General features: G+C 53.5%; 12 protein-coding genes and 2 pseudogenes. 4 read left to right on the top strand and 10 right to left on the bottom strand.

The window, feature by feature from the left end; genetic code table 11:
* Nucleotides 1-54 precede the first annotated feature (54 nt).
* Nucleotides 55-717 (top strand): CatB-related O-acetyltransferase, encoded by a 663-nt coding sequence (locus MKX98_RS06740; protein WP_339222211.1) that lies wholly within the window; start codon nucleotides 55-57, stop codon nucleotides 715-717.
* A 153-nt stretch (nucleotides 718-870) separates the two neighbouring features.
* Here the strand turns inward: MKX98_RS06740 and MKX98_RS06735 are convergent.
* The 8 genes and pseudogenes from MKX98_RS06735 to MKX98_RS06700 form a co-directional block, all read right to left on the bottom strand.
* Nucleotides 871-1,848: pseudogene (locus tag MKX98_RS06735) on the bottom strand (amidohydrolase family protein); the annotation flags it as partial.
* A gap of 186 nt (nucleotides 1,849-2,034) precedes the next feature.
* Nucleotides 2,035-2,817, bottom strand: a pseudogene (locus MKX98_RS06730) (glucosamine-6-phosphate deaminase); the annotation flags it as partial.
* Between the two features lie 16 nt (nucleotides 2,818-2,833).
* Nucleotides 2,834-3,862: a Gfo/Idh/MocA family oxidoreductase gene (locus tag MKX98_RS06725; RefSeq protein WP_194541258.1), complete on the bottom strand. Its 1,029-nt coding sequence runs from the start codon at nucleotides 3,860-3,862 to the stop codon at nucleotides 2,834-2,836.
* A 54-nt stretch (nucleotides 3,863-3,916) separates the two neighbouring features.
* Nucleotides 3,917-4,927 carry a Gfo/Idh/MocA family oxidoreductase gene (locus tag MKX98_RS06720; protein ID WP_194541257.1) on the bottom strand — a complete coding sequence of 337 codons (1,011 nt, stop codon included), beginning with the start codon at nucleotides 4,925-4,927 and terminating at the stop codon, nucleotides 3,917-3,919.
* Nucleotides 4,924-5,790, bottom strand: a complete 867-nt coding sequence (locus MKX98_RS06715) for a sugar phosphate isomerase/epimerase family protein (protein WP_339224347.1) — start codon at nucleotides 5,788-5,790, stop codon at nucleotides 4,924-4,926. Before MKX98_RS06715 ends, MKX98_RS06720 begins: the two co-directional genes overlap by 4 nt.
* A 69-nt stretch (nucleotides 5,791-5,859) precedes the next feature.
* Nucleotides 5,860-6,684 (bottom strand): carbohydrate ABC transporter permease, encoded by an 825-nt coding sequence (locus MKX98_RS06710; RefSeq protein WP_339222208.1) that lies wholly within the window; start codon nucleotides 6,682-6,684, stop codon nucleotides 5,860-5,862.
* Between the two features lie 60 nt (nucleotides 6,685-6,744).
* Nucleotides 6,745-7,710 carry a sugar ABC transporter permease gene (locus MKX98_RS06705; RefSeq protein WP_339222206.1) on the bottom strand — a complete coding sequence of 322 codons (966 nt, stop codon included), beginning with the start codon at nucleotides 7,708-7,710 and terminating at the stop codon, nucleotides 6,745-6,747.
* 30 nt (nucleotides 7,711-7,740) lie between these two features.
* A complete protein-coding gene (locus MKX98_RS06700; protein ID WP_339222204.1) occupies nucleotides 7,741-9,105 on the bottom strand; it encodes a sugar ABC transporter substrate-binding protein in 1,365 nt (454 codons plus the stop codon).
* A gap of 190 nt (nucleotides 9,106-9,295) precedes the next feature.
* Here MKX98_RS06700 and MKX98_RS06695 point away from each other — a divergent pair, with 190 nt between their 5' ends.
* Complete coding sequence (locus tag MKX98_RS06695) at nucleotides 9,296-11,167, top strand: histidine kinase (RefSeq protein WP_339222202.1); 1,872 nt, start codon at nucleotides 9,296-9,298, stop codon at nucleotides 11,165-11,167.
* Nucleotides 11,142-12,203: a response regulator gene (locus MKX98_RS06690; protein WP_339222200.1), complete on the top strand. Its 1,062-nt coding sequence runs from the start codon at nucleotides 11,142-11,144 to the stop codon at nucleotides 12,201-12,203. The genes MKX98_RS06695 and MKX98_RS06690 overlap by 26 nt, the downstream gene beginning before the upstream one ends.
* 12 nt (nucleotides 12,204-12,215) lie before the next feature.
* On the opposite strand, the gene MKX98_RS06685 is transcribed toward MKX98_RS06690, so the two are convergent.
* Both MKX98_RS06685 and MKX98_RS06680 read right to left on the bottom strand, forming a co-directional pair.
* Nucleotides 12,216-12,746 (bottom strand): GrpB family protein, encoded by a 531-nt coding sequence (locus MKX98_RS06685; protein ID WP_339222198.1) that lies wholly within the window; start codon nucleotides 12,744-12,746, stop codon nucleotides 12,216-12,218.
* Nucleotides 12,747-12,936: 190 nt separating this feature from the next.
* Nucleotides 12,937-13,482, bottom strand: coding sequence for an NAD(P)H-dependent oxidoreductase (locus tag MKX98_RS06680; RefSeq protein WP_339222196.1), 546 nt, complete (start codon nucleotides 13,480-13,482; stop codon nucleotides 12,937-12,939).
* Nucleotides 13,483-13,730: 248 nt separating this feature from the next.
* On the opposite strand from MKX98_RS06680, the gene MKX98_RS06675 reads away from it, so the two are divergent.
* A complete protein-coding gene (locus MKX98_RS06675) occupies nucleotides 13,731-14,117 on the top strand; it encodes a helix-turn-helix domain-containing protein (protein ID WP_339222194.1) in 387 nt (128 codons plus the stop codon).
* Nucleotides 14,118-14,152: the final 35 nt, after the last annotated feature.

The raw sequence follows: 14,152 nt of genomic DNA, 5'->3' as shown, positions 1-14,152 counted from the left end.
TACTGCATTAGCTTCTAAGTAATGACCAACTCTACTTAGAAGCGAGGTATAAGAATGAAACAACATCGGTTCGAACACTGGTCCGAAATTAAGTATTTAAAGGATATTGTCACTAACCCAATGATTACAGTAGGAGAATACTCTTACTATTCCGGTTATTACGATCATCATGATTTTGAAGATGGTTGCGTTAGATACCTTTGGGGGGATGAGAAATCCCGAAGGTTGTTTAATCCCATCGAAGACCATGGTTGGCATATAGATAAGTTGATTATTGGCAATTACGTATGTATAGCAAGTGGTGTTATTATACTAATGGGTGGAAATCACAATCATCATCCTGAATGGATAACTGTGTACCCGTTTGTCGATCAGATTGAAACTTCTTACGCACCAAAAGGCGATACCATCATCGAAAGTGATGCCTGGATTGGAATGAATGCCATGATTATGCCAGGTGTGACCATTGGCGAAGGTGCCATTGTGGCAGCTGGTTCGGTTGTTGCAAAAGATGTCCCACCCTATACGATCGTAGGCGGCAACCCTGCTAAAGAGATGAAGAAACGCTTTACGGATGGAGAAATTGAGAAGTTAAAGGAAATGCGATGGTTCGATTGGGAACGCGAGAAAGTTGAACGAGCCGGTCAGATCTTGTCAAGTTCTTCTGTAAATCAATTATATGACTTTTATCAAAAAGAAATAAAGCCATACGTTTAAAACGTTAGAAAAAAACGGATGCAAATATCCCTTCTTGAATTCAAGAAGGGATATTTTTTACGTGGTCTTTCACATAAAAATGAAAGAGCGAAGAAATCTGCAGCTGTTCATTACAACCTATGGACCCCGTATTAGATATCCTAAAAAGGACACCTAACAATCCCCTTGGTAAACTGAACGGCCTCCCTTGACGGTCTCCACAATGCGGAGGCACCCCTTGCGCTTCTCCAGAAGCACGAAGTCGGCCTGTGCTCCTCTCTTCAGGCCATAGGGTTCCGCTTGCCCCATAACCTCGGCGGGCCGCATGGAAGCCATGTCCCAAGCTTCAGGAAACGTGCACAGCCCCGACTGAGCCAGCCGCCAAACTGCATCGGCAAGCATCATGGCCGAGCCTGCCAACAGCTCGGGCTTGCGGGCGAGATGCAATCGACCCTCAGGCGTTAAGACAACATTTCCACCGATATGGGTCTCGTATTCCCCTGGCGGCATCCCGCTTAAATAGACGGCATCGCTGACGAGCAGCGCTTTGGACGACTTGGCGCGGAGCATCACCTTGATCACCGAATCCGGCAGATGGTTCCCGTCCGCAATGATTCCTGCCCACAGCTGATCTTGCGCAAGCTGCTCCCATATATAATTCGGATGCCGCGGCAGCGTCAGATGTGCGCCATTACCCAGATGGGTGGACATCGTGGCTCCTGCTTCCACGGCTTCCCGAATTTGCGCAGGCGTCGCAGCGGTGTGCCCGATCGATACGACGATTCCCGATTCGACGCACAACCGGATAAAACTCGGGGCATCGGGCCACTCCGGCGATAGGGTGACGATCCGAATCCGGTTCCCCGATGCCGCCTGCCATCTCGCAAACAATGCCCAGTCCGGCTCCTTGATATACCGGGAATCATGCGCTCCCCTTGGGCCTTCCTCCGGAGAAAGGAAAGGTCCCTCCAAATGAATCCCGCCTATGGTTGAACCGACCGCTTCATCCTCCAGGCAAGCCGCGTCGATAACCCGCAGCAATTGCTCGATCTCTTCGTCTCCGTTGGTAATGACGGTGGGGTAGTACAGCGTTACGCCTTTCTCCCATAAGCGCCGGGTTGCCTGAATGATCGTATCCGTTGTGAGCGGCAGCGAATTGAAATCATGTCCGTAACCGCCGTTAATCTGAAGATCGATCAATCCGGGAGCGATCCACGTCTCCTCTTCACCATCGTGAGGAAGTATCCGTTCTATCCCGCCGCCAGAGTCCCATTCTAGCCTTATTTGCTCCCCTGTTGCGTAATGACGGCCCATACGAACAAGTTCATGGCTATCCATTCCGGATTCCCCGTACGACTCCCGGTCCACGTACAGCGTGCAATCCGAATGCTGCCGAAGAATGCTGGCAGGGCAGGCCTCGCTTATATCGCCGTACAGCGTCCTTTGTACCGCCGCTCGCTTGCTTGCGCCGGGAACGACGCAGAACAGATGGGCAGCCGACATTAAGGCCGGAATGGTAAGCGTAAGCGCGTATTTCGGAACCTCCTCCAAGCTCGCGAAACAGCCGTCATTCACCTGCTGTCGGCGACAATCCTCGTCCAGCTTCACCCGCTTTACCCATAACGGATCCGCAAAATCGGCAACGGGCGGATCGTTGAAAGCAATATGCCCGTTCTCGCCAATGCCGAGGACCACCATATCGATCGGCGCAGCGGTAATCAATCCGCTGTACCTGTCGCACTCCCCTTCAGGATCATTCATGCCGTCGATCAGATGCACCTCTCCTGGAGATACGAGATCAAACAGCCGCCGGGATAAAAAGTTCCCGAACCGCTGCGGGGCCGACTTGGGAAGGCCGATGTATTCGTCCATATGAAAAGCCGTGACTCGGCTCCAGTCCAATCCGTCCGATTGCACCAGCGCCGCCAGGCACTCATTCTGGGACGGGGCGGCTGCAAAGACGATGCGAATGCGCACTTTCTCGGCCAGCAGGCGCTGAATGGCAACACGAATATCGGCGGCGGCCGCCTTCCCCATCGCCTCGCGCTGGTCATAAATGCGGACCTTCAGTTGATCCTGAACTTTTTCAAGCACAGGCTTTACGCTGCGCTGAGACATCATAAAGTCACCTCCATCCCTACAACACCGGTGTTCCGGTCTGCAGTTCGATTTCCTTGCGCTGGCGGGAAGCCTCGTAGGTGCCGAGAATAATCTCCAGCGAATGCCTGCCGTCCTTCCCGGTGATAACAGGCTGTCGGCCTTCGCGAACGGCAAGCGCCATATCTCGAATTTGCAGGCGATGACCGTCCGGTATGACTTTAAATGGCTCGAACTCAGGCAGCTGAATCTGCTGGCCATCGATCTCAAGGGATACGATTGTATCCTCTTCAATGACGAGCACGCCCTTATCCCCATGGATGACCAGCCGCTGTCCTTTGCCGTCGCAGGCCGTCGTCGTGATCTCCAGCACGCCGAGCGCCCCGCTCGCAAATTCAAGCGCAGCGATAACGGTATCTTCGACTTCGATATTGCGCAGAACGGCCTTGGCCTTTGCAGTCAAGGACGCAACAGGGCCTACGAGCCATTGCAGCATATCCACCGTATGGATTCCCTGATTCATCATCGCCCCGCCGCCATCCATGGCCCAGGTCCCGCGCCAGCCCGCACTGTCATAATAGGCTTGATCACGGTACAGCATGACATACGCCGAGCATAAACTCAGCTTCCCAAGCCGTCCTTCTTGAATGACCTGCCGGGCGTACCCGGCCTGCGGGGACATGCGCCTCGGAAAGACCGTTGCGAGAAGCACGTCGTTCTCGGCACATACCTCAATCATGCGCTCGACATCGTCGAGCCGGATCGCCATCGGTTTCTCCACCAGCACATGCTTGCCCGCCCGGGCAACCATCGCCGTCTGTTCTGCATGCATGCCGCTTGGCGTGCAGATACAGACGACCTCCACATCCTCGCGTGCCAGCAGTTCTTCCAAGGTGTTGCAGATATCTCCTCCGTACGTTTCGGTAAGCTTGGCGGCTGATTCCCGTTTCGTATCGAATACGGCGGCAAGCTCAGCCTCCTCCGTATTCAAGATGCCCTTCGCATGAATATCCGCAATAATCCCGCAGCCGATCATACCGAATCGGACGGGCAGCCTTTCCTTTGTCATGTTCCCTACGCCTCCTCCATACGCTCTGTTTTCGATGAAAGCCGTATACATTCCCTATTCCCGGATCAGGACCCGTGCTCCCTCATCGGCCATCACCGTAGCCTCCGAGGCTTTGTAAATATCTTCATGCGTGATGACCCCCTCTTCCCCCTCCACCCGGTTCAGGAAATCCTGAGCAAGGGAGAGGGGCGGCGGTGCCAAAGGCAAAGAACGCAGCTCCTGTTCGGTGATGACAAGCGCAACCTCATCACTCGATAATAAGGGATCGCCTTCCAGCCGAATTTCCGCAATGCCGTGCGTCCCCGTAATGAATATCCGGCCGTCTCCCCAAGTCCAGCTGCCAGCGGGTGTGTGCCAGTCGGCGTACAGCTGTGCCGTGATCCCGCCATCCATGAATACCTGCACGCCGGCTGCATCATAGAAGGTCGGGTATTCAGGCAGCATATGCTTCGCCAGATAACCGGATGCAGCCTCCACCTCCCGGCCCGTCAGCCATCGTAACAGGTCAAAATCGTGCACGAAGAGATCGTTAATGATGCCTCCGGATTGCGACTTGTCAAAATGCCAGGCTGGCCTCGATTCCGGATTCAGCCGATGCGGCTTACGCATCGAGATGTGGACGATGTCCCCTAACTCTCCCGCCCGGATCATCCGATGAATGGTATGCAGCGAAGGGCGGAAGCGCTCGGTCAGCATCATCCCTACCTCGATTCTTCCCCGCTCCAGAACGCCGCGCAGCCTGGTAAGCCCCGCCCGATCCGTCACAGCAGGCTTGTCGATCATGACGGGCTTGCCGTGCAGCTCGCACAGCTCAATGACATCCAGCTTCTCATGGTTGATAGCCGCGCAGCCGATAACGCTCACGCCTTCGTCGCTCAGCAGCGATTCCTGATCCCCTGTCAGTTCCAGACCGTACCGGTCGGCAAAAGTACGGGCTAGCGGCTTATTATCCGGTTCGTATACGCCTGCGCATTCGTAGCCCAGTGCCAGCATCTCCTCGATGAACATGCCGATGTGGGCATGCTGGCAGCCGATAATTCCAAATTTCCGCGCGTTCCCCGTCATCCGATCGACACCTCCACAGCCTGCAGCCACTCCTTGATGACCGACAGATCATAAGCAAGCCGTTCCTTCGGCGGATAGGGAGCTGCGCATTCCAGCGTAAGCCAACCCTCGTACCGGTATTCCCGAAGTCCTCTGAGCAGCCCGTCGTGATCCACTTCTCCTTCACCAAGGCGGCACTGCAGGAAGAACTCTTCCCCGTGACGGGTCAAATTCTTGAACGTTCCCGGTGCGCCCCCCTGCGCGATCCGCCGTTCATCCTTGATGTGCACATGGAACAAACGGCTTCCGAGCTGCCGGACCGACTCTTCCCCAAATTCCGTGTCCGTGATGTACATATTCCCTGCGTCATGAATCAGACCAACCTGGTCATCGCCGATCAAATCCAGCAGACGTAGAGCGCTATCTGTCGTCTCTACCAGGCTCTGGTTGTGAATCTCCAGCACGATCCGTTTTCCCGCAGCGCGGGCTTCCTCCGCGCATTTCCGAATCCAGAAAGCCGCCTTGTCATAATGATAATCCTCCGCCAGGAAGGCATTCGGCCCTCCTTGAAAGATCCGTATCATCCCCGTCTCCAACATGACCGCGCGTTCAAGCAGGCCCATAAACTGATCGTAAGCCTCAGCGCATTCCGCATCTCCGCTTGTCGAGAAATGTCCCATATAACCAGCCAATGCAGGAATCTCCAAGCCATGGCCTTCCGCAACAGCCTTCATTTCGCGTACCCGCGGCAGCGAAGCTTCCGGACTTAAGTGCGGCTCGCGGCAGGCAATTTCGATTCCGTTAAAACCGAGCCTGGCCGCGATCGACATCGCTTCATGGATGCTGTAATCGATTAACGATCCGCTGAATGCCGCTATTTTCATCTTCTCTTTCATCCTTTCCATCACAGACATGGCCCCTTCCGGAGCCGATAGTAACGTTAGTAACGTTCATTATTTAATCCCGGCCATATTGTGGTTCTGCACAAAATATTTCTCGGCAAACAGGAATACCAGCAGGATCGGAACCAGACTGACCAGTGCGGCTGCGATCATAAGCTGTTCATTGCCGGTCCACTGGCCTGACAAGGAGAGAATGCCGATGGGCAGCGTATACTTCTCATTCGAGGTCAAATAAATGACAGGCGTCAGAATCTCGTTCCACTTGCCCATGAACGTAAAGATCGCCAGCGTCGCCAGGGTAGGCCTGGCCATCGGAATAAAAATCCGCAGGTAAATCTGGAACGGATTGCAGCCCTCCATCTTGGCCGCCTCCTCGTACTCCTTAGGTATATTCATAAAAGCCTGCCGCATGAGGAAAATCCCAAACGGCTGAGCCAGCCATTCGATAATCCACAGCGGCGTGAGCGTATCCAGCATGTTCAGCTTATTAAAAATGATAAAATGCGGGATGATGATGACCACCGCCGGAATCATCATCGTACCCAGCACCATCACGAACAGCACACTTTTCAGCGGAAAGCGCAGTCTTGCGAACGCATAACCGACCATCGAGCAGGAGATCAGGGCGCCGATGACGGACAATGCGGCTACGAAGACGCTGTTCAGCGTGTAGCCGCCAATATTCCCAAGCTGGAACACCTGGGCGTAATTGGACCATTGGAATAATTCAGGGATCCAGCGGGGCGGAACCGTTGTATATTCCTTGTAGGTTTTCAATGAATTCATGAGTGCCGACAGAAACGGCACGATCATGATGAGCGAGCTGATCCCAATCAGCACGTATCCGATACTTTTTCCCAGCAGCTTTCTTCTCATTTGAGGCCACTCCTTCCTCCGATGCGGTTCCAAATCCCCGGTTCCATCTTGATCGCTTGATCAGTCATAATGCACCCACTTCTTTTGGGCCCGAAGCTGTATCAGCGTCAACAGGAACAGGATCATGAACAGCACCCAGGCAATGGCGGAAGCATACCCCATCCTCATAAAGGTGAACCCTTCGCGATATAAATACAGCATCATGACCAGGCTGGAGTTATTCGGACCTCCCGCCGAACTGATGTCGCCCCTGCCGGTCAGCACGTAGATCTGTTCGAATGCCTGGAAGGTAGAGATCGTGCTCATGATGACAACCAGGAAGGTCGTCGGCGAGATCAATGGAACGGTAATATACCGGAATTTGCGCAGGGCTCCAGCACCGTCGATCTCCGCGGCTTCATATAAATCCCCGGGAACGCTCTGAAGTCCCGCCAGATAAATGACCATAATATAGCCGATCCCTTTCCAAACCGCGATGAACACGAGCAGCGGAATCGCCAGCTTCGGATCCTGCAGCCAGCCTTGCCCTTCCAGCCCCAGCTTGGCAAGCAGCGTATTCGCCAAACCGAAGCGAGGGTTGAATATAGCGTCAGCAACATAAAGGATGACGGTCCATGAGGAGATCACCGGGATAAAATGGGCCATCCGGAACCATTTAAGCCCTTTCAAACGCTGGTTTAGCGCAACGGCCAGCACCAAGGCCAGAAAGGTCTGGAGCGGCACGAACAGAACCGCAAAATACAAGGTATTCCACAGGGAACGCCAGAACATCGATTCCTCGGCCATGCGCCGGAAATTATCCAATCCGCTCCACTCGGGCGGATTCAGCATGTCATAATCGGAGAAGCTGAAGTACAGGGATGCGGCGAGAGGACCCGCCACAAAAATGATAAAGTGGAGAACATAGGGGGAGGCCATGAGCAGCCCCCATCTCCCCTCATGATCCCATTTCCGTTTTCGGGCGGGCTTTCCGTGCGGCATCGGATCGGCTTTGAGTGCTGCATTGTCGTTTAGCGTATTGTCCATTTCACTCCCGCCTTTCTTCTACCCTTGGTTTTATTTTTTATAGAAATCATCGAGGACCGCCTGGACGGCTGCGTCCGCTTCGCTTAAAGCCTGATCGATGGTTGCATCCCCCAGGAAGGCACGCTCCGCATGCTCGTTGAATTTGCCTACCCATTCTTCCCAGACCGCGTTATTGTCGAGCGTCTGCGCGAACGCCAGGCTATCCAGGAAAGCTTGGCGATTAGCAGGCTGCTCTCCCGCCTTGAGGAACACTTCGGATTCCGCAACGGATTTTTTCACGGGCACGGCTTCGCCAAGCTCGGTCCACTGCTTCTGCACATCGTCTTCCGTAGCCCAATATTTAATCCACTCCCAGGCAGCTTCCGCTTTCTCGTCGCTTGACTTCTGATTAACCACCCACGAGTTGGCAATGACCGGGGACACCCGCTTGCCGTCAGGTCCCTTCGGCAGCAGCGCCACATCGTAATTCAGACCGGCTTCATTCGCTGCCTGCACCCGGGCATAAATGCCGATCCGCATGGCGGCCGATCCGCTTGGGAACACGGCGGTATTGCTCTGGAAGCTCTTCAGATCGACCGGATCCGTAATGATGCCGCGCTGCATGCCGTCGACCATCCATTCGAACGCCTGCTTGTTCTCAGGGGAATTGATGATCGAGTTCTCCGCTTTCTCGTCAAGGGTTCCACCGCCGTAGGATTTCATCACGGAGAACCAGCCCTCGGTAATGCTGAAGAACGTAAGCCCGAACTGATTCACGCTGGCTGCGTCGAACCCGCTGTCCTCGGCCGTTTTTCCGCCGGCATCCACCGTCAGCTTGGCTGCCGATGATTTCAGATCCTCCCAGGTCCATTCATCCGAAGGATACGCTACGCCGGCCTTATCAAACAGCTCTTTGTTGTAAAACAGCACGCCGACCTGTATGCCCTGCGGCACGCCCCAATAGCGCCCGTCCGCGTCCTTGTTGAAATCGAGGCCGTAGTACTCATCGGCTTTCAGATCCCTTGCAATCCAATCGGTCAGATCCTTGGCCGCGCCCCGCTGGGCGTATTTCATCACGTAGACGCCGTCGGACAGCCATACGTCCGGCGCCTGGCCGGCCGCGATCTGCGTATCCAGCTTCTGATAGAACTGCCCGTAAGGCGCGCTCTGCGTCTTCACCGTAACGTTCGGATGCTTTTCCTCGAACTGCTCGATCAGCTCCTTCATCTTCGCATCGGAGCTGTCGCTCGAATAATATCCGAGCAGGATTTCTACCTTCTTATCTTCCTCGCCGCCTCCGGTGCCGGAAGATGCGGTGCCGCTCTGACCATCGCCAGCATTGCCGCAACCGCTTACCATAACGGATATCAGCAATAAGGCCGTTAACCAGCTGTAAAACCCTTTTCTCTTTTTCACAATCCTCGCCCCCTATTGTTTGAAATGGATTAATGCGATTGTAGTTGATAACGACCGAATGCGCCCTGTGCTTTCTTAGCCCACTTGTGATTTCTTGCTGCGGCATCATGGTTTTTTATTTACAACTTGTGTTTTTTTGCTACAATGTTCCTTACATTCCCTACTTCAATGCGAGGAAGGCGGAAGAGCGATGAACATCCAAGGCGTTTCCACCGGTAATCTGACCATTAACCAACGTTTGTTCGTGCTGATCACCCTATTCATTGGCCTCCCCTTCTTTCTGCTCGGCAGCTTCTGGTACCAGTCGTCAACTGAAGCGATTGAACAGTTTGCCGCAGGCGCTAACAAGCGTATCATCGAGCAAACCAACGTCTCGCTGGATTCGTACATATCCAATCTGGAGAATTCCACCTATCCCTTTATTCACAACCCTCAGATCCAGCAATTTCTCTCGGCTGCCCAGCTTACTCCCTATGCCTACTTTCAGCTTGCCAAAAAAGTGGAGGACGACTTGTTTTCCCAGATGATTTACGGCAGATCCGACATTATCGGAATCTCGCTCGTCGCCGAGAACAAAAGACAAATTACCGATTACGAAAGCGCGCCGGGACTGCTCGACATGAGTGAAATCCGCAAACGCAACCGATCCTATCAGGCGCAGCTGGATCAATTCAACGATTTTCAAATCATCGGCCTCAGCCGGGTAGGAAACACGCCAGCCCTTACCGTGGCCCGGAAGCTGTATGACAATTCGTCCTTTCTCTATAAAGGCTTATTGATTGTCGACCTCAATCTGAAGCAACTCGGAGCCATCTGCTCTAACGATTCGCTGGGGGGCTTTGACGTCTGGATCATGGGCAAGGATGGGCAGATGATCTACCACCCGGATCCGAGCCGGGTCGGAACCCCAGTCGAACCGGGGCTGTTAATACGTATTCAAAACCGGGACTCCTCCTTCTTCCAGCATCAAGACACCGTTTCGGGCACCGAAAAGATGGTCCTGCATGAACGCTCGCAGATCACCGGCTGGACGGTTGTTGCCGATCTGCCGCTGAACAATCTCATCGGCGGTTTAATCACCCAGCGCAATTACTCGCTTGCGGCCGCAGCCGTTCTCATGATCATTGCATTGGCGCTTGTGGGCGGCTTCTCCTTGTCTTTAACAAGACCGCTCTCCATGCTGCAGAAGCTGATGGCCCGCGTCGAGCGGGGGGATTTTGTGCTTCCTACCAACGTGAACCGGTTCCGCAACAATGAAATGACCGCCGTGTTTCATAGCTTCTACAGCATGACGGGAGAGCTGAAGCGGCTGATCCGGGAGGTCCAGGATTCCCAGCTGAAGGAACGGGAGCTCATGATCAAGCAGAAGGAATCCGAGCTCCGCTCCATGCAGTCCCACATCAACCCGCATTTTTTGTACAATTCATTGGAGATTATTAATTCATATGCCATTGCGGACGATCATATGGAAATCAGCCGCATGACGAGGGCGCTGGCCCATATGTTTCGTTACAATATCGGTCATGCCGGATCCGTCGTTCCGCTGCGGGAGGAGATTACGCATGTCCAGTATTATCTCGACCTTCAAAGCGCCCGTTTCCGCAGGCTCCGGATCGATATGAACCTGAACGAACGGGACCTGGATCGCGTAAACGCCGTCAGGCTGACGCTGCAGCCGATCGTAGAGAATGTGTTCATCCACGGATACCGGGGCAAGAAACCAAGCTACCTCGGGATCAGCTCCCGTGCGGAGGCGGGCTATTTTGCCATCATCATCCGGGACAAGGGGATTGGCATGACGGCGGAAACACTTTGGCAAATCAGGCAAATCCTGCAACCCCGCGAGAAGCCGGGTGAAGGCATGCTGCCAAACGACGGAGAGGAAACCACCAGCGGCATCGGCCTCTTGAACGTACATCAAAGACTTCAGCTTACCTTCGGTGACGAGTATGGCCTGCAGCTTGTGGAATCCGTGCCCTTGGAAGGCACGATATTTGAAATCAGACTGCCGTACAAGACTAGCGAGGAGGGACGCCATGTACCGGATCATGTTGATAGATGACGAATACGCCATTCATTTGAGTTTGCGAAAGCTTGTAGAGAGGTCGGGTCTTCGGATTGAGTTTGCCGGCGAAGCCGAAGACGGGGTTGAGGCCTTGGAATTGCTGGAGGATAGCCGGCCCGACATCATCGTGACCGATATTTGCATGCCTGAAATGGATGGACTGGAATTTATCCGCCGTGTGCGGGAATCCCATCCCCAGATGTTTTTCATTATCCTGTCGGGCCATGACAACTTCGAATTCGCGCGTCAGGCCCTGCGCTATGGCGTTTCGGACTTCCTGCTGAAGCCCATCGATCCTGCCCAGTTCCAAACGACGCTGGAACGTGCCTGCAGGGAGCTGGATGAGCGGAAAGCGCGGTTCTCCCGGCAAACGGAATGGACGCTTGCGCAGCAGCGCCATAAAGCCAGGCTGGCTGACCTGTTGTATTCTGCCGATGAACAGGGAGCGCTGGAACAATTTCGCGAGATCATGGCTCTTTTCGAGACGAGCGGGCCAGAAGAAGTCAGCGTGTCACGTTACGCCCATATGCTGATGCAGGATCTGCTGACGGCGATGAAAGAACGCGGTTTGCTTCTTGCGATGGAGATTGGCGAGGATCAATGGCCACAGGACGATCCCATTGCCTGCAGCCGTCAAATACAAGATAAGATCAAGGAAATGCTGGCGCTGATTAAGGGCTCCCGAAATCTAGGGTCTCGCCACAATATTCAGAAAGCCAAACGTTACATTGAAGAGAATTACGCGATGGAGGATTTGTCCTTGCAGGAGGTAGCTGATTCGGTAGGGATGTCGGTCACGTATTTAAGCCGCACCTTCAAGAGCGAAACGAATATGAACTTCGTAAAATACCTGGTGCAGGTACGCATGGAAAAAGCGAGGGAATTGCTGGCGGAGTCTGAGCTTTCCGCTCAGGAAACAGCCTACCGCGTCGGTTTCTCGGACTATGTCCATTTCAGCAAAACGTTCAAAAAATTTCATGGCCTCACCCCTTCCGCTTACCGAAAGCAGTGCAAGGCCATGAATGGAGAATAAATTCGCAGGCGCTTATTCGGATTGCACACCGTTCTTCCATGCTTTCGCCCTGCCAAGCAGCTGCTCAACGAACGCATTCTTCTCATCGGAGTATTGGAGGAGGGTCCGGGTCCCTTGTGAAACGATCCGTCGTTTGATCTCGCTGTAACGCTCGGCTTCGACGGCATGTGCCCGCAGGTAATCCCTGATCATGATGTTATGATTCCAGATGTCGCCACGAAATAACACAATATGAACGTTATAGGCAAAGCTGCCTCTTTTGCGGAGATATAAACGGCCTGGAATTCCGGCTTCTCCGAGATCCTCATAACCCATAGCGGTCAGTCTGGGGATGATTTCACTCGAATGCAGCGCATTCTCCACGCCCACCAGAATATCGATGATGGGTTTGGCTGTCATCCCAGGTACGGATGTGCTTCCAAAATGTTCGATGGCAGCCGTATAGGGCCCGATCTCCCTCGTTAACGTCTGAAGTTCTTCGCTAAACCGATCGGCCCACTGCTGGTCGTAGGACTCCAAGTGAATGGCTTCGTCAATTGTCATGAAGGCTCCTCCTCACAATTTTTGTAAGCATGTGCGATGAAGCCGGTTCGAGCCAACCCAACCCGTAAATGGGCTGGCCCAAAAACCCGAGGCACTGCTACAGGTCATGTCATACATGACTCCATCATGCCTTTTATGGCGCCGGCCGGCAAGTGCCAATCTTCTATCGGTTCAGGCCGAGAAGCATGCCTCAATATCGGCTTTCGGCTGCAGGTGCTAGAACCTGGTCGGCATATCTGCCTGCCTCCGCCTGGAGCTCCTCATCGCTTACCTTCTCTACGTTATAGGTCGCAAAGGCCGGCAAATATCGAACTTTGCACCGGTTCAACGTAGCTTGAATCGGGCGCAGCAGCTCACTTACGGTATACCAATTGTCCCCGCCTGCCTGATATCCTTGTTCTAAGCCTGCTGCCGTCGTGGCCACCATAAATTCCTTGCCCTTCAGATTGTTGCCTTCTGGTCCGAACGCCCAACCGAAGGTCAGAACGTCATCGAACCATTTCTTCAACAGGGGCGGGCAGCTGTACCAGTACAACGGGAACTGGAACACTACTCGATCATACTGAAGAAGAAGCTGCTGCTCGCGCTCAATATCGATAATCCAATTCGGATACTCCTTGTAAAGATCCCGGATATCTACATTTCCATTCGCATAGAGCCTGTTGTGCTGCATCAGCACTCGATTCGCACGCGAGTTGTCTAAATTCGGATGAACCACCATCACCATGATTTTCATATTCAGGTCTCTCCTGTCCCATTTGGTTTGTTTGACACCCCCATTATGTTTCGGATCCGTTTGGTTGAAAAGTACGCTCTTTTTATGTACTTAGTCGGTTTTAGCATACCTATTCATCCCATGCATAGTACGTCAAAACGTACTAAGTACGAAGAAGAATAGTACTGGGTTTAAATCGAATACTGTGCTACATTACTAACATCAAATGAACAAAGACCGATAACACACTTCCTATGGGAGATGAGAACATGAGAACAACCGATCATGAACGGCCTAACACCGACGGCATCCTGACAACGCTGCAATTAATCGGCGGTAAGTGGAAACCGCTGATTCTGTTTATACTGCTGCAGGACGGAACCAAACGGTTCGGGGAGCTCCGGCGTCTGCTTCCGGGCGTGACCCAAGGCATGCTCACGAATCAGCTGCGCGAACTGGAACAGGATGGGCTTGTCGTACGCAAGGTATATCAGGAGATTCCGCCCAAGGTGGAGTATTCCATCTCGCAGCATGGAAAAAGCTTGGACTGCGTTCTGACCGACATGTGCACCTGGGGATTTCAACATTTGGATTATGTCGAGAAGGTCAACGGCCAGCCTAAAGAGAGTCACGGAAAAAACGCAGGCGGACTGTAAACAGCAGGAAGCAAAACCCTTAATGCTCTTGCCGG

The sequence above is a fragment of the Paenibacillus sp. FSL W7-1332 genome, assembly GCF_037969785.1.
Lineage (GTDB): Bacteria > Bacillota > Bacilli > Paenibacillales > Paenibacillaceae > Paenibacillus_AQ.
Note: the sequence above shows the minus strand (reverse complement) of the source record. Positions and strands in the feature narration are given on the sequence as shown.